At 72.9% G+C, this 24,929-nt stretch carries 26 protein-coding genes; 7 read left to right on the top strand and 19 right to left on the bottom strand.

Annotation, left to right across the window (positions count from 1 at the left end; all coding sequences use genetic code 11):
• The first annotated feature begins 56 nt into the window (after positions 1–56).
• From ACL06G_RS17785 to ACL06G_RS17810, 6 genes are all read left to right on the top strand, one after another.
• A complete protein-coding gene (locus ACL06G_RS17785; protein ID WP_412786953.1) occupies positions 57–1,547 on the top strand; it encodes a peptidoglycan-binding protein in 1,491 nt (496 codons plus the stop codon).
• Positions 1,544–2,272: an ABC transporter ATP-binding protein gene (locus ACL06G_RS17790; RefSeq protein ID WP_412836307.1), complete on the top strand. Its 729-nt coding sequence runs from the start codon at positions 1,544–1,546 to the stop codon at positions 2,270–2,272. Before ACL06G_RS17785 ends, ACL06G_RS17790 begins: the two co-directional genes overlap by 4 nt.
• The gene (locus tag ACL06G_RS17795) at positions 2,269–3,531 is read left to right on the top strand and encodes an ABC transporter permease (RefSeq protein ID WP_412836308.1); all 1,263 of its coding nucleotides are present in this window, start codon (positions 2,269–2,271) and stop codon (positions 3,529–3,531) included. The genes ACL06G_RS17790 and ACL06G_RS17795 overlap by 4 nt, the downstream gene beginning before the upstream one ends.
• A 28-nt stretch (positions 3,532–3,559) precedes the next feature.
• Complete coding sequence (locus ACL06G_RS17800; protein WP_412786950.1) at positions 3,560–3,964, top strand: DUF6188 family protein; 405 nt, start codon at positions 3,560–3,562, stop codon at positions 3,962–3,964.
• 515 nt (positions 3,965–4,479) lie between these two features.
• Complete coding sequence (locus tag ACL06G_RS17805; protein WP_412786949.1) at positions 4,480–6,237, top strand: sodium:solute symporter family protein; 1,758 nt, start codon at positions 4,480–4,482, stop codon at positions 6,235–6,237.
• A 16-nt stretch (positions 6,238–6,253) separates the two neighbouring features.
• Positions 6,254–6,385, top strand: coding sequence for a putative transporter small subunit (locus tag ACL06G_RS17810; RefSeq protein ID WP_412786948.1), 132 nt, complete (start codon positions 6,254–6,256; stop codon positions 6,383–6,385).
• A gap of 83 nt (positions 6,386–6,468) precedes the next feature.
• On the opposite strand, the gene ACL06G_RS17815 is transcribed toward ACL06G_RS17810, so the two are convergent.
• The 4 genes from ACL06G_RS17815 to tsaB all read right to left on the bottom strand — a co-directional run bounded on the left by ACL06G_RS17815 (position 6,469) and on the right by tsaB (position 9,104).
• Positions 6,469–6,726, bottom strand: a complete 258-nt coding sequence (locus ACL06G_RS17815) for a hypothetical protein (RefSeq protein ID WP_412786947.1) — start codon at positions 6,724–6,726, stop codon at positions 6,469–6,471.
• Positions 6,723–7,844, bottom strand: a complete 1,122-nt coding sequence (gene tsaD / locus ACL06G_RS17820) for a tRNA (adenosine(37)-N6)-threonylcarbamoyltransferase complex transferase subunit TsaD (protein WP_412786946.1) — start codon at positions 7,842–7,844, stop codon at positions 6,723–6,725. The genes ACL06G_RS17815 and tsaD overlap by 4 nt, the downstream gene beginning before the upstream one ends.
• Complete coding sequence (gene rimI / locus ACL06G_RS17825; protein ID WP_412787021.1) at positions 7,837–8,337, bottom strand: ribosomal protein S18-alanine N-acetyltransferase; 501 nt, start codon at positions 8,335–8,337, stop codon at positions 7,837–7,839. The genes tsaD and rimI overlap by 8 nt, the downstream gene beginning before the upstream one ends.
• Before the next feature lie 98 nt (positions 8,338–8,435).
• Positions 8,436–9,104 carry a tRNA (adenosine(37)-N6)-threonylcarbamoyltransferase complex dimerization subunit type 1 TsaB gene (gene tsaB / locus ACL06G_RS17830; RefSeq protein ID WP_412836309.1) on the bottom strand — a complete coding sequence of 223 codons (669 nt, stop codon included), beginning with the start codon at positions 9,102–9,104 and terminating at the stop codon, positions 8,436–8,438.
• A 138-nt stretch (positions 9,105–9,242) separates the two neighbouring features.
• Here tsaB and ACL06G_RS17835 point away from each other — a divergent pair, with 138 nt between their 5' ends.
• On the top strand, positions 9,243–9,848 hold the full coding sequence (locus ACL06G_RS17835) for a hypothetical protein (protein ID WP_412786944.1): 606 nt from the start codon (positions 9,243–9,245) through the stop codon (positions 9,846–9,848).
• A gap of 97 nt (positions 9,849–9,945) precedes the next feature.
• On the opposite strand, the gene ACL06G_RS17840 is transcribed toward ACL06G_RS17835, so the two are convergent.
• The 15 genes from ACL06G_RS17840 to ACL06G_RS17910 form a co-directional block, all read right to left on the bottom strand.
• Positions 9,946–10,155 (bottom strand): hypothetical protein, encoded by a 210-nt coding sequence (locus tag ACL06G_RS17840; protein ID WP_412786943.1) that lies wholly within the window; start codon positions 10,153–10,155, stop codon positions 9,946–9,948.
• A 128-nt stretch (positions 10,156–10,283) separates the two neighbouring features.
• Positions 10,284–10,829, bottom strand: a complete 546-nt coding sequence (gene tsaE, locus ACL06G_RS17845; protein WP_412786942.1) for a tRNA (adenosine(37)-N6)-threonylcarbamoyltransferase complex ATPase subunit type 1 TsaE — start codon at positions 10,827–10,829, stop codon at positions 10,284–10,286.
• Positions 10,753–11,943, bottom strand: coding sequence for an alpha/beta fold hydrolase (locus ACL06G_RS17850; RefSeq protein ID WP_412786941.1), 1,191 nt, complete (start codon positions 11,941–11,943; stop codon positions 10,753–10,755). Before ACL06G_RS17850 ends, tsaE begins: the two co-directional genes overlap by 77 nt.
• Before the next feature lie 4 nt (positions 11,944–11,947).
• Positions 11,948–13,078: an alanine racemase gene (alr, locus tag ACL06G_RS17855; protein ID WP_412787020.1), complete on the bottom strand. Its 1,131-nt coding sequence runs from the start codon at positions 13,076–13,078 to the stop codon at positions 11,948–11,950.
• Positions 13,079–13,235: 157 nt separating this feature from the next.
• Positions 13,236–14,261 carry a L,D-transpeptidase gene (locus ACL06G_RS17860; protein ID WP_412786940.1) on the bottom strand — a complete coding sequence of 342 codons (1,026 nt, stop codon included), beginning with the start codon at positions 14,259–14,261 and terminating at the stop codon, positions 13,236–13,238.
• Positions 14,262–14,371: 110 nt separating this feature from the next.
• Positions 14,372–15,829 carry an NAD(P)H-hydrate dehydratase gene (locus tag ACL06G_RS17865; protein ID WP_412786939.1) on the bottom strand — a complete coding sequence of 486 codons (1,458 nt, stop codon included), beginning with the start codon at positions 15,827–15,829 and terminating at the stop codon, positions 14,372–14,374.
• An 82-nt stretch (positions 15,830–15,911) separates the two neighbouring features.
• On the bottom strand, positions 15,912–16,280 hold the full coding sequence (locus ACL06G_RS17870; protein WP_412786938.1) for a holo-ACP synthase: 369 nt from the start codon (positions 16,278–16,280) through the stop codon (positions 15,912–15,914).
• Between the two features lie 16 nt (positions 16,281–16,296).
• Entirely contained in the window at positions 16,297–18,144 is a 1,848-nt protein-coding gene (gene glmS, locus ACL06G_RS17875) for a glutamine--fructose-6-phosphate transaminase (isomerizing) (RefSeq protein ID WP_412786937.1), read from the bottom strand.
• A gap of 39 nt (positions 18,145–18,183) precedes the next feature.
• A complete protein-coding gene (locus ACL06G_RS17880) occupies positions 18,184–18,432 on the bottom strand; it encodes a hypothetical protein (protein ID WP_412786936.1) in 249 nt (82 codons plus the stop codon).
• A 91-nt stretch (positions 18,433–18,523) separates the two neighbouring features.
• Complete coding sequence (locus ACL06G_RS17885; protein WP_412786935.1) at positions 18,524–19,333, bottom strand: ABC transporter permease; 810 nt, start codon at positions 19,331–19,333, stop codon at positions 18,524–18,526.
• Entirely contained in the window at positions 19,330–20,328 is a 999-nt protein-coding gene (locus ACL06G_RS17890) for an ATP-binding cassette domain-containing protein (RefSeq protein WP_412786934.1), read from the bottom strand. The genes ACL06G_RS17885 and ACL06G_RS17890 overlap by 4 nt, the downstream gene beginning before the upstream one ends.
• A gap of 117 nt (positions 20,329–20,445) precedes the next feature.
• A complete protein-coding gene (gene glmM, locus ACL06G_RS17895; protein ID WP_412786933.1) occupies positions 20,446–21,804 on the bottom strand; it encodes a phosphoglucosamine mutase in 1,359 nt (452 codons plus the stop codon).
• Between the two features lie 160 nt (positions 21,805–21,964).
• On the bottom strand, positions 21,965–22,468 hold the full coding sequence (rpsI, locus tag ACL06G_RS17900) for a 30S ribosomal protein S9 (RefSeq protein WP_412786932.1): 504 nt from the start codon (positions 22,466–22,468) through the stop codon (positions 21,965–21,967).
• Between the two features lie 40 nt (positions 22,469–22,508).
• Positions 22,509–22,952, bottom strand: a complete 444-nt coding sequence (gene rplM / locus ACL06G_RS17905; protein WP_412786931.1) for a 50S ribosomal protein L13 — start codon at positions 22,950–22,952, stop codon at positions 22,509–22,511.
• Between the two features lie 272 nt (positions 22,953–23,224).
• Entirely contained in the window at positions 23,225–24,874 is a 1,650-nt protein-coding gene (locus ACL06G_RS17910) for an ABC-F family ATP-binding cassette domain-containing protein (protein ID WP_412786930.1), read from the bottom strand.
• Positions 24,875–24,929: the final 55 nt, after the last annotated feature.

Raw genomic sequence — 24,929 nt, forward strand, 5'->3', positions numbered from 1 at the left:
GCCCGGAGACGGAAACGAAGGAGCCGGAGGTGCGCCGTGCCGGGAAGGGTGAGGCCGTGACAGGCGAAGGAGCCGCGACGGACGACGGAACGGCGCGGACCGGCGAGCCGGAGCCGGAGTCGCAGTCGGCTGGGAGCTCCTCCGACGGACTGCGGAGGCGGCGCCGCTGGGTCTTCGCGGTGGCCGTCGGCGCCGCGCTGGTCGCCCTGTGCGGCCTCGGCGCCTCACTGGTCGTCAAATCGCCCGCACAAGTGGCGGCCGAGGCCGGCCCGCCCGCCAGGGACGTGCTGACGGCCCCCGTGGAGCACCGGGTACTGGTGTCGTCCCTGATCACCAGGGGCCGCGTGGTCGCCGGGCAGACGGTGGGCGTCGCGCCACAGATCTCGGGCGGCGACGGGACCTCCGGAGCGGTCATCACCAAGGTCGCGGCACGGCCCGGAAGCGAACCGGAACAAGGCCGGGTACTGCTCGAGGTCGCAGGACGCCCGGTGTTCGCACTGCGGGGCACGGTCCCGGTGTACCGGGACCTGCGGCCGGGGGCGACCGGCAAGGACGTCGGCCAACTGCAGAAGGCCCTGCGGAACCTCGGACACAGCACCGGGAGCGACCCCGACGGGACCTTCGGCTCCGGCACGAAGGACGCCCTGGCCGCCTTCTACTCCTCCATCGGCTACGTCCCCCGGCCCGCACAGGACGACGGAGGAGCCGCCCTGGAAAGCGCCGAGGAGACGGTGACGAACGCCGAACGCGCCCTGGAGGACGCCCAGGACGCCTCGGGCACCGGCACGGACGGCGGGAACGGACGCGACAAGGCCGTCACCCGCGCGCAGGAGGACCTCGCCGACGCGCGGCAGGCGTACGCCGATCTGCAGGCGCGGTCCGGCCCGATGCTCCCGGCGGGCGAGGTGGTGTTCCTGAAGAGTTTCCCCGCCCACGTGGACTCGGTGCAGGGGCGCGTGGGCGACCGGGTGACCGGGACCGTCATGACCGTCTCGTCCGGGCGCCTGCTGGTGGAGGCGTACGTGCCCGAATACCAGAAGGGGCTCCTCCGCTCCGGCCAACCCGTGGAGATCCACTCCGAACTGAGCGGATCGACCGCGGCGGGGAAGGTGCGCTCGGTCGCGGACACCATGACCCTGCCCGGACAGTCCTCCGGAGACGGTAGTGCTCCCGGCGGCGAAGCCGCCGGCCCGGTCGGCAGCCGGTCCGGCTACTTGGTGCGCGTCACCCCGGACGAGGCGCTGGAGCCCGGACTCACCGGCCAGGACGTCCGGCTCACCATCGAAGCGGCCTCCACCGGCACCAAGGCCCTGGTCGTGCCCGTCACCGCGATCACCTCGGGCGCCGACGGGCGCACCGTCGTCACGGTGGCACCGAAGAACGGGCGGCAGCACAGAGTGGAGGTCCGACCGGGCACCAGCGGCAACGGGTACGTCGCCGTCGAGCCCGTGACGAAAGGCTCCTTGAAGGCCGGCGACCCGGTGGTCACGGGGGTCGACGCCGGGCGCTCCTCCCCGGAGGCGGCAGCGGGCGGAACCGCGCGGTGACGGTGACACACGAACCGGCCGCACCCGTCATCGAGTTCCGACAGGTCGGCCTCACCTACCCGGGGCCGCCGCCGGTCGCGGCCCTCAGATCCTGCGATCTCACGGTGCGGCGCGGGGAGTTCCTGACCGTGGTCGGCCCCTCCGGTTCCGGCAAGTCGACCTTCCTCAACATCGTGGGCCTGCTCGACACCCCCACCGGCGGCAGATACCTGCTGGACGGTCTGGACACCTCCGACCTCAAGGACGCCGAACGCACCGCACTGCGCGGCCGGCGGATCGGATTCGTCTTCCAGTCCTTCCATCTGCTGCCGCACCGCAGTGCCCAGGAGAACGTCGAACTGGCCCTCGTCCACAGCGGGGTGCGCCGCCGGACACGCCGTACACACGCCCGGGAGGCGCTGCAGCGTGTCGGTCTCGGGTACCGGGCCACGGCCCCACCCACCCGGCTGTCGGGCGGCGAGCGACAACGCGTCGCGATCGCCCGCGCGTTGGTGTCCCGCCCTGCCCTGCTGCTGTGCGACGAACCCACCGGCAACCTCGACACCGCCAACGCCGCGTCCGTCCTCACCCTCCTGACCGAACTGCACACCGACGGCATGACGGTGCTGGTCATCACCCACGACGCCGAGGTCGCCCGGCGCGGCAGCCGCACCGTCGCCATCCGGGACGGCGTCCTGCACGAACAGCCCGCCGAGGCCGGCGCGGGCGGACCGGAGGCACCATGACCCGGCTGCGCCACCTGCTGCGCCCCCGCCGCAGCGCGGCCCGGCCCGTACCGCTGTCCGTCATGCCGCTGCGGGACCTGCTGGGCGAGGCTGTGGCCGGCATGCTCCAACGTCCCGGCCGTTCGGTGCTGACCGCGCTCGGCACGGTCCTCGGCGTCGGCACCTTCGTGGCGATCCTCGGCCTGACCGCGACCACGTCCTCACAGATCGACGGGCGCTTCAACGCCCTCACCGCGACGGAGGTGACGGTCGAGGACGTCGCGGACGAGCAGTCCGCCTTCGCCGGGCCCGCGTTCCCCGAGGACGCGGACGATCGGATCGGCGCACTGAACGGGGTCCGCGCCGGTGGCGTGTACTGGCCCGTGCGCACCGGGGCGGACACCCGGGTCCGGGCCGCGCTGGTCGGGGAGGGCACGCACGGATCCGACATCGACGTGGTCGCCGCCTCCCCGGGGGTGCTGGAAGCGGCACGGCCCGCGATCGCCCAAGGACGCCTGTACGACAGCAGGATGGACCAGGACGGCGAGTTCGTCGCCGTCCTCGGATCGGGCGTCGCCTCCCGGCTCGGCATCACCACGCTGCAGAACCGGCCCGCCGTGTTCATCGGCGACCAGCCGTTCACCGTCGTCGGCATCATCGACAGCGCCGAGCGCAAGGCCGACCTGCTGCTCTCGGTGATCGTGCCGCGGACCACCGCGGTGAAGGTGTGGGGCCCGCCGGAGGGCGGCGGGGCGTCGATGCTGGTCGCCACCGAGCTGGGGGCGGCCCAGCAGGTGGCCGAACTGGCGCCCACCGCGCTGCGGCCCGACCATCCCGAGTTCCTCGAGGCCGTACCGCCGCCCGACCCGAAGACGCTGCGGACGGGAGTGGGCGACGACCTGCGCCGGCTCTTCCTGCTGCTTGCCGCGATCTGTCTGGTCATCGGCGCCGTCGGCATCGCCAACACGACACTGGTGGCGGTGCTGGAACGCACCGGCGAGATCGGGCTGCGGCGAGCGCTGGGGGCCCGGGGCCGGCACGTCATGGCGCAGTTCCTGACCGAATCCGGGGCGCTGGGCGCGCTCGGCGGACTCGTCGGCACCTCGCTGGGTGTGGTCACCGTGGTGACGGTGGCCGCGGCCCGCTCCTGGACCCCGGTGGTCCATCCGGGGACGGTGCTGGCCGCACCGGTGATCGGCCTCGTCACCGGTGTCCTGGCCGGCCTCTACCCGTCCTGGCGGGCCTCGCGCATCCAGCCGGCCGAAGCGCTCCGCCGCTGACCGGTACCTGAGCCCATAGCCTTGCGGCATGGAGAACGGAATCGACCGCCTGGAGGACGGCTGGGACATCCGTGCGATGCGGGGGATCGGTATCGACGAGGTGCTCATCGGGCGTGCCCTGCGCCTGCACGCCGGTTCGAGCCGGATCGAAGTGCACGGCCCCGCCGAACTGAAGACGGGCAGCGAAGCCTTGCCCGTCCACGCCTCCGCACGGATCAACCTCGACCGGCTTCCCCGGTTGCTCGATCAGGTGGTCGCCGAGGTTCACGCAGCCGATTCGGGCACCCTGGGCATCCGCTTCGCCGGCGGGTGGCGCTTGGACGTACCCGTCTCGCCCCGTGCCGTCGGCTGGATCATCGGCCTGCGGGGCACCGCCTTCCTCGCTTCGCTGCCCGGGGGCGGTGTGAGAACGTCCGACCGGCCACGGTCCTGAATGTCGGTTCGGACGGGCCCCGTTCCTGCCCTGCAGGCGGTGCCGGTCCGTCACGTCATGCGCTGCTGGACCTCTGCGGTCCGTCCGCGAAGCGCTCCGTCGTCGAACCCACGGAGCCGGACTGTGGTGATCTCCGCTACCCGCGCCATCGGTTGACATCGCAATTGCGACTAGTAAAGAACCAGCGATAATCAGACACTGCGGACAAGGGGAATCCCCCCAAAGCGGAAGATGAATAGGCAACCATCCTGCGCAAACGCTCATGTTGCCCCATAGTAGACCTTCCGAGGGGTCACCCATGAAGAGTCATCTCGAGCACCGGGCGAGCTGTTAGGTTCTTGGATTTGCAGGCAGAAACATGCCTGCGGTCTTGTCAGACGTCCTCGGGCCACGCCACGAACCGTCGGCCCGGGGCGGAGCCTCACCCTGCGTCCACCGCGCGGGGCGTGTCCGCATGCCTCGCTCGACCAGCCTGGCTGCGGCCGAGCCGGGCTCCACGAGTCGAAGGAGGTGGCGTGGGCACAGCAGAAACGGCCCGGTTCAGCGCCGTGGTGATCATCGGTCTTCTGGTGTTCTTCTACGGAGGAACCTTCCTGGTGTCGACACGCATCGGGAAGAGGGACGAGAACGCCGACGGCTACATGACCGGCGGCAACAACATCGGATTCGGAATCTCCGCCGCCAGCATGACGGCGACCTGGATCTGGGCGGCGTCCATGTACGCCTCCGCGACGTCCGGATACACCTACGGCATCTCCGGCCCCATCCACTACGGGCTCTGGGGTGCGCTGATGATTCTCTTCATCTACCCCTTCGGCAAGCGGATCCGTGCCGTGGCACCGAAAGCGCACACGCTGGCCGAAGTCATGTACGTGCGCCACGGGCGCTCGAGCCAGTTGATGCTCGCCGGGTCCAACCTGGTCGGCAGTCTGATCAGCCTGATGTCGAACTTCATCGCCGGTGGCGTGTTGATCTCCTTGCTGTCCCCCTTCACCTTCCTGCAGGGTGTGTTCGCGGTGGCGGCCGGCGTACTGCTCTACACGCTGTGGTCCGGTTTCCGGGCCTCCGTACTGACCGACTTCGTGCAGGTCGTGGCGATGCTCGGAGCAGTCATCGTCATCGTGCCGGTCATCTTCTACGCGGCAGACTTCCCGGCGGCGTTCGAGAGCGGTGCATCCCGTCTGACGCCCCAGCAGGGCAACTTCTTCTCCAGCGACGCCTTCATGCAGCAGGGCGCCCCCTACATCGCGGCAGTCCTGGCCTACGCCATCGGCAACCAGACCATCGCCCAGCGCCTCTTCGCGGTGAAGCAGAGCCTGATCAAACCGACCTTCATCACCGCCACCGTCGGGTACGGCGCCATGGTGATCGGCGTCGGCATGATCGGCGTACTCGCCCTGTACCTGGGCTTCGAACCCAGTGGCGGCGACATGAACAACCTCATCCCCGAGATGGCCGCCGCCTATCTGCCGCCGGCACTGCTCGCGGTGCTGTTCATCATGATCATCGGCGCCCTGTCCTCCACCGCCGACTCCGATCTCTCCGCGCTCTCCTCGATCACGATGGCCGACGTCTACGGCCAGAACGTGGCCGGCAAGGACAAGGCCGACCCCCGCACGATGCTCCTCGTCGGGCGGATCACCATGGTGCTGGCGACGGCGACCGCCGTCGCCTTCGCCAGCCTTCGACTCAGCATCCTCGACCTGCTGGTGTTCGTAGGTGCGCTGTGGGGCGCGCTCGTCTTCCCGGTGATCGCCAGCTTCTACTGGGAGAAGGTCACCAGCAGGGCGTTCACCACGTCGGTGCTCGCGGCCCTCGCGGTGTTCCTGCCCGTACGCTTCGGCTGGCTCCCCACCGACGGAGTCCTCGGACTCGTCGTGGACGTACTCGCCGTGATCGGCATCGGGGTCGTCCTGGGACTGATGACGTTCGGCTTCTTCGGCACCAGGGCGGCGAAGGCCGTCGGCGCACTTGCCGTGCTCGTGTCCGCGCCCTTCGCCCTCGGCGAGTTGCACAACTACGCAACGCTGTGCGGCTCTCTCGTGGCCTACTCGGTCAGCACCATCCTGTGCTGGGCGATGTCCGTACGGCGGACGGAGAGGTTCGATTTCGCCGTCATCGCCCGCCGCACCGGCGACTTCGACAACGGTGCCGCCGCAGCGGAATCGCACGGCGCGACCGGCGAGGACGCCACCGAGGGACAGCCGGTTCACCGTTCCGACGGATCGACGGAGGCCGACGCCACGTCCCGGCCTGCCGCCCGCACCAAGTGACCGCCAGGAGGAAACCATGAGCACTCTCGCCCTGACCGTCTACGTCCTCATGTGGCCGGCCGTCGTGGCCGTCGTCCTGTTCACCATCAGCCGTTCGTTCCTTCGCGAGTGGCTGCAGGCCCGCCGCGACGGACAGCGCCTGATCTGACGCCCGCAGCCCGGACGGCAGGAGGGTTCACCCCGGCCTCCGGCCTCCGGAGCAGTCGCTCCGACGCCCGGGTCCCGCCCCCGTCAGTGGGGCGGGACCTGCTCGAACCGCCAGCGGTGCACCGGGCGGGCCGTCAGGTCCTCCGGCGGGTCGGGGAGCTCGGGCAGCTCCGCATCGTAGGGAGCGTGCCACCAGGTGAGGACGAGGACGCGCTCCCCCGGTGCGGTGTAGGCCTCGCGGCGCAGCGGCGCCGGAGAGAGCACCTGCCCGCGGGTCCAGGTCAGCAGGTCGTGGCCGCGGCCCTCGGGGGCCTTGGCCTCCCACATCAGTGCGACGGTCATGCGTAAAGGTTCTTCCGGCTCAGTTCGTGCACGTGGTCGTGGTCGTGCGGGTGGTCGTCGGCAGTGTCGGCGGTGTAGCCGGGGACGTACGGCTCGGTGACGGGGAGGGAGGAGTCCGCGGGGAGGTCCCAGGAGGAGTGGTCCCGGCCGCGGGCCACCATCTCCGCACCGAGGGCGGCCACCATCGCCCCGTTGTCGGTGCACAGTTTGGGGCGCGGCACGCGGAGCGTGATGCCGGCGTCGGCGCAGCGCTCCCGGGCCATGGCACGCAGCCGGCTGTTGGCGGCGACGCCACCGCCGATCATCAGGTGGTCGACGCCCTGTTCCTTGCAGGCCCGGACGGCCTTGCGGGTGAGCACGTCGGTGACGGCCTCCTGGAAGGACGCGGCGACGTCGGCGACCGGCACGTCCTCGCCCGCGTTGCGCTTGGCCTCGATCCAGCGGGCGACGGCGGTCTTGAGCCCGGAGAAGGAGAAGTCGAACGGTGCGTCACGCGGTCCGGTCAGGCCGCGGGGGAAGGCGATGGCCTGCGGGTCTCCCTCCCGGGCGTAGCGGTCGATGACGGGGCCGCCGGGGAATCCGAGGTGGAGGATGCGGGCGACCTTGTCGAACGCCTCGCCGGCCGCGTCGTCGATGGTGGAGCCGAGCGGGCGTACGTCGGAGGTGATGTCGGGGGCGAGCAGCAGCGAGGAGTGGCCGCCGCTCACCAGCAGCGCCATCGTCGGTTCGGGCAGTGCGCCGTTCTCCAGCTGGTCGACGCAGATGTGCGAGGCGAGGTGGTTGACGCCGTACAGCGGCTTGCCGAGTGCGTACGCGTACGCCTTGGCGGCGCTCACGCCGACCAGGAGGGCTCCGGCGAGGCCGGGGCCCGCGGTGACGGCGACGCCGTCGAGGTCGCGGGGCGCGACGCCGGCCTCCTTCAGGGCCCGGTCGACGGTGGGAACCATGGCTTCCAGGTGGGCGCGGCTGGCCACCTCCGGCACGACGCCGCCGAAGCGGGCGTGTTCGTCGACGCTGGAGGCGACCGCGTCGGCGAGCAGGGTGTGCCCGCGGACGACGCCGACGCCGGTTTCGTCGCAGGAGGTCTCGATGCCGAGGACAAGGGGCTCGTCAGCCATGGCGGTTTCCTTGGGTCGCGTCGTCGTGCGCGTGTGCCGTCCCCGTGCGCGGGGTGGGGCGGCGCATCACGTGGGCGTCGATGTTGCCGGGCTGGTAGTAGCCGCGGCGGACGCCGATGGTCTCGAAGCCGAAGCGCCGGTAGAGGCGCTGGGCGCGCTCGTTGTCGACGCGCACCTCCAGCAGGACGGCGTCGCAGGCGAAGTCGTCCTCGGCGGCGGTCAGGAGGGCGGTGAGGAGCCGCGCACCGAGGCCGGTTCCCTCGTGTCGGGGCAGCACGCCGATGGTCTGGATGTCGCCGGTGCCGTCGACGGCGGCAAGGCCGCCGTATCCGGCGAGGGTGCCGTCGGCGGCTTCGGCGACGAGGTAGCGGCGGGTGGCGCCCGGGCCGCGGGCGTGGGCGAGTTCGGACCAGAACATGCCGGCTGTCCAGGCGTCCTGCGGGAAGAGTGCGGCTTCGAGGCCGAGGACGGGAGCGATGTCCCACCAGCGCATCTCGCGCAGCGTGCAGGCGTGCGGCGAGGGTTCCGGGGTGCCGTCGGGAGCCTCGGCGCGGGCGGGTGCGGCGTCGGAGGGATCGGTGTGCCGGGTGCTCACCGCGGGGTGACCACCTTGTAGTTCGCGGGCACCTTGGCGTCGGGGCGGCGCAGGTACAGCGGGCGCGGCGGGAGGAATCCGGCGCCGGACGGGTCGGCGGTGAGTTTCTCGACGGCGAGGGCGGCGAGCGCGGCGGCGGACTGGTGTTCCGGCAGGTTCTCGCGGACGCCGGTGAAAGTGTCGGCGTACTGCCGTGCGCCGGCGCCGGCCGCCGGTACGCCCGCGACCGCGTCGGCGATGTCCGCGGGGCGGTCGACGGCGGGTCCGCCGGTGCGGGTGCGGGCGTCGCGGTAGCGCGCCCAGTACACCTCCTTGCGGCGGGCGTCGGTGGCGACGACGAAGGGGGTGTCCAGGCCGGTGGCGTGGGCGAGGCCGTCCAGGGTGCACAGGCCGTGGACGGGGATGCCGAGTGCCGCGCCGAACGCCTCGGCGGTGGCGAGGCCGACGCGGAGGCCGGTGTACGGGCCGGGGCCGACGCCCGCGACGAGGTGCGTCACCTCGGGGAGTTCGTGGCCCGCTGCGCGGAGAACGCGGTCGACGCTGGGCAGCAGGAGCTCCCCGTGGCGCCGGGCGTCGACCTGGTCGGCGCGGGCGAGCACGCGGTCGCCGTCGTGGAGGGCGACGGTGACGGCGGGCGTGGCGGTGTCCAGAGCGAGCAGCAGCACGGGTCCAGCCTACGGCGGACGGCGGGCCGCATGTGCCGCGGCGCGGTGGCGGGGGTGCCGACGGGGGCGGGCCGTGTGGGCGGCGGGCGCGGCGTCGGGCGGCGCCGGGACGCTGCTACCGTCGGCGGCGCGGGACGGATGATCACAGCAACGGAAGGCGGCGGAACCGTGGCGGACAACGGCAGAGGCGCGGGAGTCTTCGTCGCCGGAGTGACCGCCCTCGCCTTCGCGGTGGTCGGTTTCCTCGCCTACCGGGCGGGGGCGGCCCAGGACGGCGACGGCCGGTCGGCCGCCCCGGGAGCGCGCGGCGCGGCGACGGCGTCCGCGTCCCCCGGTCCCTCGGCCGATCCGGCCCGGCGGGCGCGCCGCCTGCCCGCCGACTCCGGACAGGGCGAGCGGGTCGTGTACGCGCTCGACCGGGACCGCGTCTGGCTGGTGGGGCCGGACGGCGAGGTCGAGCGGACGTACCGGGTGTGGCCGGGGACGGTGGACCCGGAGCCGGGCCGCTACGAGGTCACCTCCCGCACCGACAAGATCATCGGGACGGACGGTGTGGTCGTGGAGCACGTAGTGGTCTTCGGCTACGCGGGGAACACCGTGGTCGGATTCAGTGCCGCCGTGGACGGCTCCACGCCGCATCCCGATCCGTCGCGGAAGACCGGCGGCGTCCGGGAGCGGACGGCGGACGGCGAGGCGATGTGGGCGTTCGGGGCGCTCGGCACTCCGGTCGTCGTGGTGCGCTGAGCGCAGCATCCGATTTCACCGGTTCGAGGGAGCAGGTGGCGTGGCCGCGCACGCCCCTTGCGGAGTGTCGCGCCGCCCCGCACCCGCCCCCGGAAGGTCAGGCCGCCTCGCGCCGGGGTGCGGTCCGCAGTCCGTCCGGAGCGTCCGGCTCCGGCCGCTCCTCCGGCCCCTCGCCGTACGGCAGCCGCTCGGGCGGTGTGGAGACGGCGTCCGCCGCGGCGCAGGACGCCAGCAGCTCGTTCATCGACGGCGACTGGTGCCACGCGTGGGGACGCTGCCGCTCCTCGGCCGACTCCTCGGTCGACATGGCCACCTCCGGAAGTTAGGCAGACCTAACCTGGGTCTGACCTCCATGGGACCACGCCCCTCGCCACCGGCGCAACCTCTTCCCGACGCACTGTCGGAAACCTCCGCGGGCCCGGAACCCTCCGCGGCTCAGCCCAGGACCGTCAGGTCCTCCGCCGCCCACCGGTCACCCACCGCCGTGACACGGACCCGCCGCACGTCGTGCTCCTCCCCGCCCTCGGGCACGGCGTCCGCTCCCAGCGTCCGCTCGATGACCACGTGCAACCGGTCGTCGGTCAGCTCCTCGACCTTCCCCTCGCCCCATTCCACGACGACGACCGACTCGGGCAGCGACACGTCGAGGTCGAGGTCCTCCATCTCCTCCAGCCCGCCGCCGAGACGGTAGGCGTCCGCATGGACCAGGGCAGGACCGTCCGACAGCGAGGGGTGCACCCGGGCGATGACGAACGTGGGCGAGGTGACGTCGCCCCGCACTCCCAGACCCTCGCCCAGCCCGCGCGCCAGAGTGGTCTTGCCCGCTCCCAGTTCACCGGTGAGCAGCACCAGATCGCCCGGGCGCAGCAGCTTCGCGAGCCGCTGACCGAGGTCCCGCATCCGGTCAGCGGTCTCCACGAGGACGGCGTGCTCGGCCTGCGGCGCGTGCGGCGGACGTGCGCTGTGCTGCGGTGCTTCCATGCGTCCGGATGGTACGCGCCAGCAGGGCCGCCAGGTGCGCGTCGACCGTCTCCGGCCGGTCCAGCGGCACCAGGTGCCCCGCCCCCTCGACGAGCACCTGCTCCGCGTCCGGCAGCACCGCCGCGATGCCCTCGCTGTGACCGGGCGGTATCACCTGGTCCTCGTCACCGGTCAGGACGAGCGCCGGCACCCCGGCGAACGCCGCCAGCGCCGCCGTCTTCTCGTGGTCGCCGAACGCCGGGTAGAACTCCGCGACCACGTCGATCGGCACCGCCTCGATCATCCGCTGCACGAACCGCGCGACCGTCGGGTCGGCGTCCCGGGCGGTGCCGAAGGAGTAGCGGCGCACCAGGGTGGCGAAGGTGTCGGAAGCCGCCTGCCGCCCCTGCTCCACCAGCCCGCTCTGCGCGGCCATCGCCCGCAGCACACCGGGCGCCAGGCGCCGCGCCGCCCGCACCCCCGCGGCCGGGAAGCCGTAGGTGATCTCGCCCAGCCGCCCGGCCGACGTGCTGAGGAGGGCGACACCCGCCACCCGCTCGGCCACGAACCGGGGATGGTGCTCGGCCAGCGCCATCACCGCCATGCCACCCATCGAATGGCCCACCAGCACCACGGGCCCCTGCGGGACGGCCGCGTCCAGCACCGCCCGCAGGTCCTCCCCCAGCCGGTCGATACTCACCGGCTCGCCCGGCGTCGCCCGCCCGGAACGGCCGTGGCTGCGCTGGTCCCAGTACACGCAGCGGTGCGTGCCGGCCGCGCGGAGAGCGGCCCGCTGGAAGTGCCAGGCGTCCTGGTTCAGGCAGTAGCCGTGCGAGAAGACCACGGTCGGTCTCCCGGCCGCCTCCTCGCGGCGGTCGGGGTCGGACGGCTCGTCGACCTCGAAGTACAGGGCGGTGCCGTCGTCCGCGACGGCCGTGCCCGGAGTGCCGCGCAGCGCACCGAACGGGCCCGCGGCATCCAGCGCGAGGCGCGCCCGGCGCCGCACGGCCCGGTTGACCGTCAGCCGCTCCGCGGCGAACCCGGCCGCGACCACGCCGAGCGCCACTCCCGCGATGCCCGCCCGCCGGGCCCACCCCGCCGGGCGGCCGGCCGCCTGCCCCGCCGCGTCCGCCACACGCTCACTCCCTCTCGGCACCGCTCGCGTCCCCGCCCGTGTGGACGCGCGGCACGCGCGCCCCGACCCGGGTGACGATCTCGTAACCGATCGTTCCCACCGCGCGCGCCCAGTCCTCCGCCGTGGGCTCGCCGCGGTCCCCCGGCCCGAAGAGCACGGCCTCGTCACCGGCACGTGCCGCGTCGCCGCCGAGATCGACCACGAACTGGTCCATCGCCACCCGGCCGGCGACCGTACGCCACTTGCCCGCGACCAGCACCGGGCCGGTGCCGGAGCCGTGACGGGGCACGCCGTCGGCGTACCCGGCGGGAACGAGCGCGAGCGTGGTGTCCCCGGGAGTGGTGTACGCGTGGCCGTACGAGACGCCGTGCCCGGCGGGCACCCGTTTGACGTTCGCGAGCGAGGCGCTGAACGTCATCGCGGGGCGCAGCCCGAGATCGGCGGATACCCCGACCTCGGGGGACGGCGACAGCCCGTACACGGACACGCCCGGCCGCACCAGGTCGAAATGGGACTGGGGCAGGGTGAGGGTCGCCGGGGAGTTGGCCATGTGCCGCACCTCGGGATCGAGACCGGCCCGCGCGGCGGTGGCCAGTGCCTCCCGGAACGCGGCGAGCTGCGGCGCGATGGAAGGGTGTCCGGGCTCGTCGGCACAGGCGAAATGCGACCAGATGCCGGTGACGCGCACCGTTCCCTCGCGTTCCGCGGCGCGCGCCGCGGCGACCAGATCCGGCCAGTCGGCGGGCTGGCAGCCGTTCCGGCCGAGACCGGTGTCCGCCTTCAGCTGCACCCGGGCGGTCCGGTCGGCCTCCCGGGCGGCGGTCACGATCTCGTCCAGGGCCCAGCGTGCGCTCGCGGCCACGTCGATGTCCGCCTCGATCGCCTGCCGCCAGGGACCGCCCGGCGCCCACAGCCAGCACAGCAGGGGGCCGCGGTCGCCCGCCGCACGGAGCGCGAGCGCCTCCTCGGGCAGCGCCGCTCCCAGCCAGGCGGCGCCGGCACTGCGGGCGGCCCGGGCGCACGGCACGGCGCCGTGCCCGTACGCGTCGGCCTTGACGACCGCCATCAGCTCCGCGCCCCCGGCGGCGCGGTCCCGCAGGGCACGCACGTTGGCGCGCACCGCGCCGAGATCGATCTCGGCACGGGCGCGCCGGGTGCCCGCGGGCCGCGGGGCGTCGGCAGGGGACGGCGCCGGAGCGGCCGGGGCCGGGGAGATGTCGCTCACCCGCCCAGTCTCTCAGGGGCCCGGCGGCAGGGCTCCGCAGCCTGCGGGCCGCCGTCCGCCGGCACGGTCACGGATTGGGCTTCGCCCCCCAGGCGTAAGCCCTGTCGCCCTTCGCCAGCACCTTCCACAGCCGCTGGGCGTCCTCGTAGCGCAGGTTCACGCAGCCGTGCGAACCGGGGCCGGTGTACAGGTCGTCGTACACCCCGTGCAGCGCCTGGCCGCCGTCGAAGTACTGGCTGAACGGCATGGGCGAGTTGTAGAGGGTGGAGTGCTCGTGGCGAACCCGCCGGAAGATGGTGTGCCAGCCGGTACGGGTCTCGTAGCCGGGCTTGCCGCTGCGGATCGGGACCGGCCCGAAGACGATCTCGCCGCCCTCCTCCACCCACATCAGCTGACGGCTCAGGGCCATGCAGGCGACCACACCGTCCCGGTCGGGACAGCCGCGCAGCCTCTCGGGGTGCGCCCGCGCCCACCGGAGGGTCATCACCTTCCAGGTGACCGGCCCGGCGAACCCGCTGTTGGGGTAGATGCCCACCTTCGTCTGGTACTCCTGGATCGCGCGGCAGTCCTTCCGCGACTGCACGCCGTCCGGCTCCAGTCCCAGACGCCGCTCCACGAACTTCTGGTACGGGCCCGTCGAACGGCTGCACCGCGGCTTCTTCGCCTCCGGCTCACCGGCGCGGACCTGCTCGCCCGGCGGCACGTACTCGATCAGCGAGGTGGGCGCGGCGTACGCGGCACCCGGGGTGGGGGGCTGCGGGGACCGGGCACGACGGCCGTCGCCGGGCGCGGCGTCCAGCCGCGGCCCGGACCGGGGCCGCGGGTCCGGGCCGGTGGAGCCGTCGGTGACGGAACCGGTCGCCGAGGGCGGGAAGGCACCCTGGTCGGGAGTGCCGCGCTGGTACGGCTGCTTGGCCGGCAGCGGATAGCCGGGCACGAGCTCGGACTGCGGCACGTGACCGCGCGGCATCGGGCCGTCGCCGGGCAGCGCCCGGGCACCGGCGGCACCGCCGAGTGCGAGCGGCACGGCCGTCAGCGCGGCGAGCGCCGCGGCGCGGAAGCGGAAGGCACGGGGTTCGGTTCTGGAGCGCACGCCGTAGGCATCCCGCGCACGTCGCACGCGGTGCACCGGTCGCGGCGGATTCACCCCGGCGCCCGCCGGTTTCCCCCGACGGGAGCAACGGCCCGGGTACGTCCGGGTACTCAGCCGGGCGCGGTCTCGCGGGCCACCCCGTCCCATGCCTGCGGCAGGGCGTCCGCCACGTCCGTGGCCGTCGTCGGGAAGGGCGCCGCCCGGCCGGCGAGGCCGTGCAGGTAGGCGCCGGCGGACGCGGCCTCGCAGGTCGGCAGGCCCGCCGCGAGGAGTGCGCCCGTCAGCCCCGAGAGCACGTCGCCGGAGCCCGCCGTGGCGAGCCGCGGCGAGCCGGTGGCGTTCACCCGCAGCGGGCCCTTCCCTCCGGGCGGCGAGATCAGCGTCGTCGACCCCTTCAGCAGCACCGTCGCGCCGAGCCCTTCGGCGAGCGCGCGGACGGCGGCCTCCCGTCCGGCCTCCACCTCCTCCCGTGCGACGCCCAGCAGGGCGGCGGCCTCGCCGGCGTGCGGGGTGAGGAGGGTCGGCGCCGACCGGGCGCGCACCGTGCCGGGGTCCAGCAGACGCAGGCCGTCCGCGTCGACGAGGACCGGGACGTCGGACGCGAGGACCTCCTCCAGCGCGTGCCGTTGCTCCGCACCGTCCCCCAGCCCCGGGCCGGCGGCCCATGCCTGCACGCGTCCCGCACCGTGCGGGGAGGTGTCCGCGACGAGCGTCTCGGGGAAGCGCCGCACCACGGCGTCGGCCGCCGGACCGACGTAGCGGACCGCGCCGGCACCGCCCCGCAGCGCGCCGGCGACGGCGAGCACCGCCGCCCCCGGATAGCGGGCCGAGCCGGCGACCACCCCGACGACGCCCCGCCGGTACTTGTCGCTTTCCGCCGAAGGCCGCGGCAGCAGGGCCGCCACGTCCGCGTGCTGCACCGCCTCCACCGCGGCTTCCTCCGGCAGGTACGGGCCGAGGCCGATGTCGACGAGCCGCAGTGCCCCCGCGTGCCCGCTCGCCGGATCGACGAGCAGGCCCGGCTTGTAGGCGCCGAAGGTGACGGTCGCGGCGGCGCGCACCGCCTCCCCGTGCACCTCCCCGGTGTCCGCGTCGACGCCGCTGGGCAGGTCGACGGCCACGACGGGCGTGCCCGCCGCCTCGGCCCGGCGCACCAGCGCCGCGGCCTCCGGCCGCAGTCCGCCCGTACCGCCGATGCCGACGATGCCGTCGACGACGAGACGGGCCCGGTCGACGGCCGCTCCCGCCCGCTCAGGGGTCGTCACGGTGCCGCCTGCGGCGCGCAGCGCGGCGAGACCGCCGGGGTGCGCGCGGTCCGGGGCGAGCAGCACTGCCGTCACCCCGGCACCGCGCCGGGCGAGCCGCGCACCCGCGTGGAGGGCGTCGCCGCCGTTGTCGCCGCTGCCGACGAGCAGCAGCACACGGGCGCCGTACACCCGGGGCAGCATGCCCGCGCAGGCGGCCGCCAGGCCGGCGGCGGCGCGCCGCATCAGCGCTCCGTCGGGGAGGCGGGCCATCAACTCCCGTTCGGCGGCACGAACGGTCTCCACGCGGTAGGCAGTCCTCATGCACCCCAGTGTGGCGGCCCGTGCCGTGCCGGGCAGTACGTGCCGGGCAGGACGTCACGGCAGCCGCCGCGGTGCGGGCGCCTCACGCCTCCGCGACGACCACCGCCGAGGCCACGCCGGCGTCGTGGCTGAGGGAGAGATGCCAGCGTGCCACGCCGAGTTCGGCGGCACGTGCGGCCACCGTGCCGGAGACCCGGAGCGACGGCTGTCCGGAGTCCGCCTGGAGCACCTCCGCGTCCGTCCATTTCAGGCCGCGCGGCGCCCCGAGCGCCTTGGCCAGGGCCTCCTTGGCCGCGAACCGGGCGGCCAGGGAGGCGACGCCCCGGCGTTCCCCGCCGGGCAGACGCAGCTCGGCCTCGAGGAACAACCGGTCGGCGAGCTGCGGCGTCCGCTCGAGCGCCGCGGCGAACCGGTCGATCTCCGCGACATCGATCCCCACCCCGATGATCACCGGTTCCCCCCGGGCGTCATTCGACGGTGACGGACTTGGCGAGGTTGCGCGGCTGGTCGACCTCGTTGCCGCGGGCCGTGGCCAGTTCGCAGGCGAAGACCTGCAGCGGCACCGTGGCGACCAGCGGCTGCAGCAGCGTCGGGGTGCGCGGGATCTCGATGAGGTGGTCGGCGTAGGGCCGTACCGTCTCGTCGCCCCGCTCGGCGACGACGATGGTGCGGGCACCGCGCGCGCGGATCTCCTGGATGTTGGAAACAATCTTGTCGTGCAGCACCGACCGGCCGCGCGGCGACGGCACCACGACGACGACCGGCAGGTCCTCCTCGATGAGCGCGATCGGGCCGTGCTTGAGCTCGCCGGCGGCGAAGCCCTCGGCGTGCATGTAGGCGAGCTCCTTCAGCTTGAGCGCACCCTCCATCGCCACCGGATAGCCGACGTGCCGGCCGAGGAAGAGGACGGTGTTCTTGTCGGCGAGACCGCGCGCCAGCTCCCGCACCGGCTCCATGGTGGTGAGCACCTCCTCGACATGGGTGCCCATGGCGGAGAGCTCCTTGATGACGGCCAGCACCTCGTCGCCCCACTGGGTGCCGCGCACCTGCCCCAGGTACAGCGCCACCAGGTAGCAGGCCACGAGCTGGGTCAGGAAGGCCTTCGTGGAGGCGACCGCGACCTCGGGCCCGGCGTGCGTGTAGAGCACGGCGTCGGACTCGCGCGGGATCGTCGAGCCGTTGGTGTTGCAGATGGCGAGCACCTTCGCGCCCTGTTCGCGGGCGTGCCGGAGCGCCATCAGGGTGTCCATCGTCTCGCCGGACTGGCTGATCGCCACGACCAGCGTCCGCGAGTCCATGATCGGGTCGCGGTAACGGAACTCGCTGGCCAGTTCCGTCTCGCAGGGGATGCGGGTCCAGTGCTCGATCGCGTACTTGGCGATCATCCCGGCGTGGAACGCGGTGCCGCAGGCCACGATGACGACCTTGTCGATCTCGCGCAGCACCGAGTCCGGGATGCGGATCTCGTCCAGCCGCAGTTCGCCGGCGGCGTCGATACGGCCCAGCAAAGTGTCCGCGACGGCCTTCGGCTGCTCCGCGATCTCCTTGAGCATGAAGTAGTCGTAGCCGCCCTTCTCCGCGGCGGACGCGTCCCAGTCGACGTGGAAGCGGCGCACGTCGGCGGCCGCGCCGTGGAAGTCGGTGACGGTGACGCCCTCCCGGCGCAGCTCCACGACCTGGTCCTGGCCCAGCTCGATGGCCTCCCGGGTGTGCTCGATGAACGCGGCGACGTCGGAGGCGAGGAAGTTCTCGCCGTCGCCGACGCCGACCACCAGGGGGGAGTTGCGGCGGGCGCCGACCACCACGTCGGGGTCGTCGGCGGAGACCGCGACCAGCGTGAACGCGCCCTCCAGACGGCGGCACACCTGCCGCATCGCCTCCGCGAGGTCCCCGGCGGCGGAGAAGCACTCGGCCAGGAGGTGGGAGACCACCTCGGTGTCGGTCTCGGAGGCGAGGTCGTGGCCCCGCTCCGCCAGCTCCTGCCGCAGCGCGGCGAAGTTCTCGATGATGCCGTTGTGGACGACCGCGACCCGGCCGGCGTTGTCCGAGTGGGGGTGGGCGTTCGCGTCGGTCGGCCCGCCGTGGGTGGCCCAGCGGGTGTGACCGATGCCGGTGGGCCCGCTCGGCAGCGGGCGCTCGGTGAGCTCCTTCTCCAGATTGGCGAGCTTGCCCGCCTTCTTCGCCGCGGCGAGCCCGCCGTCGGCGAGCACCGCGACGCCGGCCGAGTCGTAGCCCCGGTACTCGAGCCGGCGCAGCCCGGCGATGACCACATCGAGGGCGGACTGCCCTCCTACGTAACCGACGATTCCGCACATGCCCAGCAGCCTACGATGCCGCGGGCCGCGCCGGCGCTCTCACCCCTCGCGCGGCAGGCCGTCGACCGCCTCCTGGACCATCGCCAGGTACTCGGCCTCGTCCACGTCGGGCTCGTCGCCGGTGCGGTGCTTCTCGAAGGTGTCCTCGAGGACCTCGGCGAGGTCGTCGTCCGGCAGTTCCTCCACCATCTCGTCGTAGGCGAAGCTGCCGCCGTACATGGCGGCGGACGGGGCGGTGGCGTCGTAGGGACGTCTGCGGTGCAGGACACGCGGCTCGGAAGGTGACATGTCTTTCCCCTGAGGATCGGCACACAACTGAGGGAAACGTTAGAGAGCGACGCTGCTCACGTACACCCTCTCCTCACGACTTTCCCCAGTCTCAGGCACGGGCCCGGTACGCGCGCATCGCGAGCGGGATGAAAACGGCGGCGATCCCGGCCGCCCAGACCAGCGACCACATCACCGGCCGGCCCACGTCGCCCCCGACCAGAAGGCCCCGGAAGGCATCGGCCACATGGGTGACGGGATTGACGTCGACCCACGCCTGGAGCCAGCCCGGCATGGTCTCCACCCGCACGAAGGCACTGGAGGTGAAGGTGATCGGGAAGATCAGCGTGAAGGCGAACACCTGCACCTTCTCCGGATCGCCGGCCAGCATGCCGATGAGCACCGCGCTCCAGGACACGGCCGCCGCGAACACGATCAGCAGCAGGGCTGCGCCGAAGAACCCCGAGAAGCCGCCGGTGATGGCGAACCCGAGGGCTGTGCCGAGGCCGATCATCAGCACCATCGCCCACAGCTGCTTCGCCAGGTCCGCGGTGATGCGGCCGAACAGCGGCGCGGACCGTGCGATGGGAAGGCTGCGGAGCCGGTCGAAGACGCCCTTGGTCAGGTCGCTGTTGAGGGCCATGGCGGTATACATGGACATGAAAAGCGTGTTCTGCACGATGATCCCCGGCAGCGCGTACTGGAGGTACTCCTCCGGCGAGCCGGCCATCTGACCGCCGAAGACGAAGGTGAACAGGAACACGAACATGATCGGCGTGATGCTGTAGTCCACCAGCTCCAGCGGGTTGTGCTTGACGGACACCAGGCTCCGCCAGGCCATCGTCCCGGTCTGGCGCACGGCGGCGAGAGGACGGACGCGGCCGCTGCCGTCGAGCGGCGCGGCGAGGGTCCCGGCCGTCATGACGCCCCCTCCACCGCTCCGGTGCGGGCACCTTCCGGAAGGTCCTCCCCCTCCGGGGCCTCCGACTCGGCCCGGTGACCGGTGAGCGCGAGGAACACCTCGTCCAGCGAAGAGCGTCGCAGGGCCAGTTCCCCGACGGCGATGTCGGCCTGGTCGAGCCGCCGCACCACCGCCGGCATCAGTTCCGGTTCGTTGACGGGAGCGGTGACGAACTCACCCTCGATCTGCGTCTGCGGACCCGCCGCCTCGGCCACGAGCGCCGCGGCGGTGGCCAGATCGGACGCCCGCAGCGGCCGGAGCTGGAGAACCTGGCCGCCGACGGCCGCCTTGAGCTCGTCCGGCGTGCCGTCCGCGATGACCCGGCCCCTGTCGATGACGACGACCTGGTCGGCGAGCCGATCCGCCTCCTCCAGGTACTGCGTGGTGAGGAGTGCCGTGACGCCCTCGGCGACCAGGCCCCGGAGCATGTCCCACAGTTCACCGCGGCTGTGCGGATCGAGACCGGTCGTGGGCTCGTCGAGGAAGAGGATCTGCGGGCGGCCGACGAGGCTCGCCGCGAGGTCGAGACGCCGGCGCATGCCGCCGGAGAAGGTCTTGACCGCGCGGTCCGCCGCGTCGCTCAGGCCGAACCGCTCCAGCAGCTCGGCCGCCCGCGCCTTCGCGTCACGACGGCGTATCCCCAGCAGCCGGCCGATGAGCAGCAGGTTCTCGGTACCCGTGAGGTTCTCGTCGACCGCGGCGTACTGGCCGGTCAGGCCGACGAGGGAGCGGACGACGCCGGCCTCGCGCACCACGTCGTGGCCCGCGACCGCCGCCCGCCCGCCGTCGGGCCGGATCAGCGTGGCGAAGATGCGCACCGCGGTGGTCTTGCCCGCGCCGTTGGGGCCCAGCAGGCCGAGCACCGTCCCGGTGCGCGCCGCCAGGTCCACACCGGCGAGGGCCTCTGTCTCCTTGAAGCGTTTGACCAGGCCCTCCGCCTCGATCGCAAGTGTCATGGTGCGGCCCTCGGGTCGGATCCGCGGGCGCCCCGTCCGGCACCCACGCCTCCCCCCACTGTGACCCACGCCACGGACATTTCCGATCCGGCGGGACGTTCCCGCCCCGCGGGCCCTTCAGCCGAGCGCGCTCTTGACGACGTCGGCGAGCCGGTCGGCGACGGCACGCGCCGTCTCCAGCTCGGGCGCCTCCACCATGACGCGGACCAGCGGTTCGGTGCCGGAGGATCGCAGCAGCACCCGCCCGGTGGTGCCCAGCTCGCGCTCGGCCTCCGCGACGGCCGCAGCCAGCTCGCCGCAGGTGCCGACCCGGGACTTGTCGACGTCGGGGACGTTGACCAGCACCTGCGGCAGCCGCTCCATGACCGCGGCGAGGTCGGCCAAGGTGCGGCCCGTCCCGGCGACACGGGCGGCGAGCAGCAGCCCGGTCAGCGTACCGTCGCCGGTGGTGGCGTGGTCGAGGACGATGACGTGGCCCGACTGCTCGCCACCGAGCGAGAAGCCGTTCCGCTTCATCTCCTCCAGCACGTACCGGTCGCCGACGGCCGTCCGGACGAGTTCGACGCCCGCCCGCTGCAGGGCGAGCTTGAACCCCAGGTTCGACATGACGGTCGCTACGACGGTGTTGCCGCGCAGCGTGCCCGCCTCCTTCATCGCGAGGCCGAGCACGGCGAGGATCTGGTCCCCGTCGACTTCGTTGCCCTCGGCGTCCACGGCGAGGCACCGGTCGGCATCGCCGTCGTGCGCCACGCCCAGGTCGGCGCCGTGCGCGACGACGGCCGCACGCAGTCCGTCGAGGTGGGTGGAGCCGCAGGCGTCGTTGATGTTGAGGCCGTCCGGCTCGGCGCCGATGGTGACGACGTCCGCACCTGCCCGGGCGAACGCCTCCGGGGAGACGCGGGACGCGGCTCCGTGGGCGCCGTCGACGACGACCCGCAGGCCGTCGAGCCGGTTCGGCAGCACGCCGACCAGGTGGGCCACGTAGTTGTCGAAGCCCTCGTCGTAGTCGCGGACCCGGCCGACACCGGCGCCGGTCGGGCGGTCCCACGGCTCGCCGGAGGCGTGCTCGCGGTACACCGTCTCGATGCGGTCCTCGAGCTCGTCGGAGAGCTTGTGGCCGCCGCGGGCGATGAACTTCACGCCGTTGTCGGGCATGGCGTTGTGACTGGCGGAGAGCATGACGCCCAGGTCCGCGCCGAGGGAGCCGGTCAGGTACGCCACCGCGGGCGTCGGCAGCACCCCGACCCGCAGTACGTCGACGCCGGCACTGGCCAGCCCGGCCACCACCGCGGCCTCCAGGAACTCCCCGGACGCCCGCGGGTCCCGCCCGACGACCGCGACGGGGCGGTGTCCCTCGAACGTTCCCGCCTCGGCGAGGACGTGGGCCGCCGCGACCGACAGCCCGAGCGCCATCTCGGCCGTCAGATCCTCGTTGGCGACACCGCGCACACCGTCCGTACCGAAGAGTCTTGCCACGTGATTCCTCCGCGTTCCAAGCGCCGGGAGCCCCATTGCTCCGGCATCGTCAGGTATACGCCCCGTCTCCCCCGGATCCGACCCGCCGTACGACGAACGCCCCGCCGGCACCGGGGGTGCCGACGGGGCGTTCGGAGGGCGGCTCCAGCCAGCGCGAGCGTCAGCGCTTGCTGTACTGCGTGCCCTTGCGGGCCTTCTTCAGACCGGCCTTCTTGCGCTCGACGGCGCGGGCGTCACGGGTCAGGAAGCCGGCCTTCTTGAGCGGGCCGCGGTTGTTGTCCACGTCCGCCTCGTTGAGGGCACGGGCCACGCCGAGGCGCAGCGCGCCGGCCTGACCGGAGATGCCGCCGCCCGAGATGCGGGCCACGACGTCGTAGCGGTCGTCCAGCTCGAGCACCTTGAAGGGCTCGTTGACTTCCTGCTGGTGCACCTTGTTGGGGAAGTACCCCTCCAGGGTGCGGCCGTTGATCTTCCACTTGCCGCTGCCCGGGATGATCCGGACACGGGCGATGGCGTTCTTGCGGCGGCCGGTGCCGGCGGCCGGCTGCGGCTCGCCGAAGCTCGACGCCAGCGACTCGGAAGTGAACTCCGCCGGGACCTCGGGGGTCTCGGTGGTGTACTCGTGCACGTCCTCGATGGGTGCCTCAGGGGTGGTCTCGGCCACGGTTCTCCTCAGGTTTCTTCGTCGTAAGGGGTGGCCGGACTTACTGCGCGACCTGGCTGATCTCGTACGGGACGGGCTGCTGGGCAGCGTGCGGGTGCTGGTCGCCCGCGTAGACCTTCAGCTTCGAGAGCATCTGGCGGCCCAGGGCGTTCTTCGGGAGCATGCCCTTGACGGCCTTCTCGACGGCCTTCTCCGGGTTGTTCCGGAGCAGCTCGTCGTAGCGGACGGACCGCAGACCGCCCGGGTAGCCGGAGTGCCGGTACGCCATCTTCTGGATGCGCTTGTTGCCGGAGAGGTGCACCTTGTCGGCGTTGACGACGATGACGAAGTCACCGGTGTCGACGTGGGGCGCGTACACCGGCTTGTGCTTACCCCGCAGGAGTGTGGCGGCCTGGGAGGCGAGCCGACCCAGGACGACGTCCTGGGCGTCGATGACGTGCCACTGGCGCTGAACGTCGCCGGGCTTGGGGCTGTACGTACGCACGGTCGTAGCCTTCGCTTCTTCAGTGAGTTGGGTCCTGACAGGGGCCACCTGAGCCGATCACGACAGCCTTGACGGCACAACGGATGACGCAGTCCGGTGCACGTCGCAGGTGAGCGGCCTCGCGGCCGGTGTAAGAGCCCGTCACGTGAGAATGAGCAAGCCAATACACACAACGAACAGGCAGAATACCGGGCGGCCGGACACCGGTCAAAACACGCCGCTGCCCACCCGGCTCCGGCCGTGCCCGCGGCAGGTGCGGGCGGGAGCCGCCGCTAGCGGGCCCGTGCCACCCGTCCCTCGTCCCACACCGGCTCGGGGACCTCCCGGAGCCGGCCGTCGGACCCGAAGACCAGGAACCGGTCGAAGGACCGGGCGAACCAGCGGTCGTGCGTGACGGCCAGCACCGTGCCCTCGTACCGCTCCAGTCCCTCCTGGAGGGCTTCCGCGCTCTCCAGGTCGAGGTTGTCGGTCGGCTCGTCCAGCAGCAGCGCCGTCGTGCCCGCCAGCTCCAGCAGCAGGATCTGGAAGCGGGCCTGCTGACCGCCGGAGAGCCTGTCGAAGGGCTGCTCGGCCTGGGCCGTCAGCTCGTAGCGGCGCAGCGCGTTCATCGCGGCGCTCCGGTCGCGGGCGTGCTCCTCCCACAGGATGTCCCGCAGCCGGCGCCCCACCAGCTCGGGATGGGCGTGGGTCTGCGCGAAGTGGCCGGGGACCACCCGTGCCCCCAGCCGCCAGCGTCCCGCGTGGGAGACCTCGTCACCGGCCAGCAGGCGCAGGAAGTGCGACTTGCCGGAACCGTTCGACCCCAGCACGGCGACCCGCTCGCCGTAGAAGACCTCCAGGTCGAACGGCTGCATCAGCCCGGTCAGCTCCAGCTGCTCGCAGGTGACCGCGCGCACACCGGTACGGCCGCCGCGCAGCCGCATCCGGATGTCCTGCTCGCGCGGCGGCTCCTGCGGCGGTCCGGCCTCCTCGAACCTCCGCAGCCGGGTGCGTGCGGCCTGCAGACGGGAGGCCATGTCGGAGTTGAAGGCGGCCTTCTGCTTGTACATGTTCACCAGCCGCTTGAGCTGGGCGTGCTGCTCGTCCCAGCGGCGGCGGAGTTCCTCGAAGCGGGCGAACCGCTCGCGCCGCGCCTCGTGGTACGTGCCGAAGCCGCCGCCGTGCACCCACACGTCGCTGCCGGCGGGACCGGGCTCCACGCTGACGATCCGGTCGGCGGCGCGGGCCAGCAGTTCCCGGTCGTGGGAGATGAAGAGCACGGTCTTGCGGGTCTCGCGCAGCCGCTCCTCCAGCCAGCGTTTGCCCGGGACGTCGAGGAAGTTGTCCGGCTCGTCGAGCAGCAGCACCTCCTCGTTGCCACGGAGCAGCGCCTCCAGGACGAGGCGCTTCTGCTCGCCGCCGGAGAGCGTGGTCACCGCGCGCCACTGGGCCTTCTCGTACGGCACGCCCAGCGCCGCGGTGGTGCACACGTCCCAGAGGGTCTCGGCCTCGTGGCCCTGCACCTCCGCCCAGTCGGCGAGGGCCTGGGCGTACGCGAGCTGCGCGGCCTCGTCGTCGACGGTCATGATCGCGTGCTCGGCCTCGTCCACCACACGCGCGGCGGCCCGGATGCGGGGCGGAGCCACGGAGACCAGCAGATCGCGGACGGTGCGCTCGTCCTGCCCCTCTTCCCCGGGCGCTCCTGACGCTCCCATGCCGCCCACGAACTGCGGCATCACGCCGACGCCGCCGGACACGGCGACCGAGCCGCCGTGCGGGGTCAGCTCGCCGGCGATCAGCCGGAGCAGCGTCGTCTTCCCGGCCCCGTTCGCGCCGACCAGGGCGACCGAGGCCCCCTCCCCGACCCGGAAGGACGCGTCGGCGAGCAGCAGCCGCCCGTCCGGAAGGAAGTACTCCACATGTGCTGCCTCGACGTGTCCCATCCGGCCGATTCTGGTCGTCTGTTCCGGCACGGCCAACCGATTTACGGTGAGGTTC

It is taken from the genome of Streptomyces callyspongiae, from assembly GCF_047200695.1.
Classification (GTDB): Bacteria; Actinomycetota; Actinomycetes; order Streptomycetales; family Streptomycetaceae; genus Streptomyces.

Coding starts and splice junctions, on each gene's coding strand:
- ACL06G_RS17795 (WP_412836308.1), top strand. CDS start 2,269: ATGACCCGGCTGCGCCACCTGCTGCGCCCCCGCCGCAGCGCGGCCCGG.
- ACL06G_RS17800 (WP_412786950.1), top strand. CDS start 3,560: ATGGAGAACGGAATCGACCGCCTGGAGGACGGCTGGGACATCCGTGCG.
- ACL06G_RS17810 (WP_412786948.1), top strand. CDS start 6,254: ATGAGCACTCTCGCCCTGACCGTCTACGTCCTCATGTGGCCGGCCGTC.
- ACL06G_RS17815 (WP_412786947.1), bottom strand. CDS start 6,726: ATGACCGTCGCACTGATGTGGGAGGCCAAGGCCCCCGAGGGCCGCGGC.
- tsaD (WP_412786946.1), bottom strand. CDS start 7,844: ATGGCTGACGAGCCCCTTGTCCTCGGCATCGAGACCTCCTGCGACGAA.
- rimI (WP_412787021.1), bottom strand. CDS start 8,337: ATGCGCTGGTGGGACATCGCTCCCGTCCTCGGCCTCGAAGCCGCACTC.
- ACL06G_RS17835 (WP_412786944.1), top strand. CDS start 9,243: ATGATCACAGCAACGGAAGGCGGCGGAACCGTGGCGGACAACGGCAGA.
- ACL06G_RS17840 (WP_412786943.1), bottom strand. CDS start 10,155: ATGTCGACCGAGGAGTCGGCCGAGGAGCGGCAGCGTCCCCACGCGTGG.
- tsaE (WP_412786942.1), bottom strand. CDS start 10,829: ATGGAAGCACCGCAGCACAGCGCACGTCCGCCGCACGCGCCGCAGGCC.
- ACL06G_RS17865 (WP_412786939.1), bottom strand. CDS start 15,829: ATGAGGACTGCCTACCGCGTGGAGACCGTTCGTGCCGCCGAACGGGAG.
- glmS (WP_412786937.1), bottom strand. CDS start 18,144: ATGTGCGGAATCGTCGGTTACGTAGGAGGGCAGTCCGCCCTCGATGTG.
- ACL06G_RS17880 (WP_412786936.1), bottom strand. CDS start 18,432: ATGTCACCTTCCGAGCCGCGTGTCCTGCACCGCAGACGTCCCTACGAC.
- ACL06G_RS17885 (WP_412786935.1), bottom strand. CDS start 19,333: ATGACGGCCGGGACCCTCGCCGCGCCGCTCGACGGCAGCGGCCGCGTC.
- ACL06G_RS17890 (WP_412786934.1), bottom strand. CDS start 20,328: ATGACACTTGCGATCGAGGCGGAGGGCCTGGTCAAACGCTTCAAGGAG.
- ACL06G_RS17910 (WP_412786930.1), bottom strand. CDS start 24,874: ATGGGACACGTCGAGGCAGCACATGTGGAGTACTTCCTTCCGGACGGG.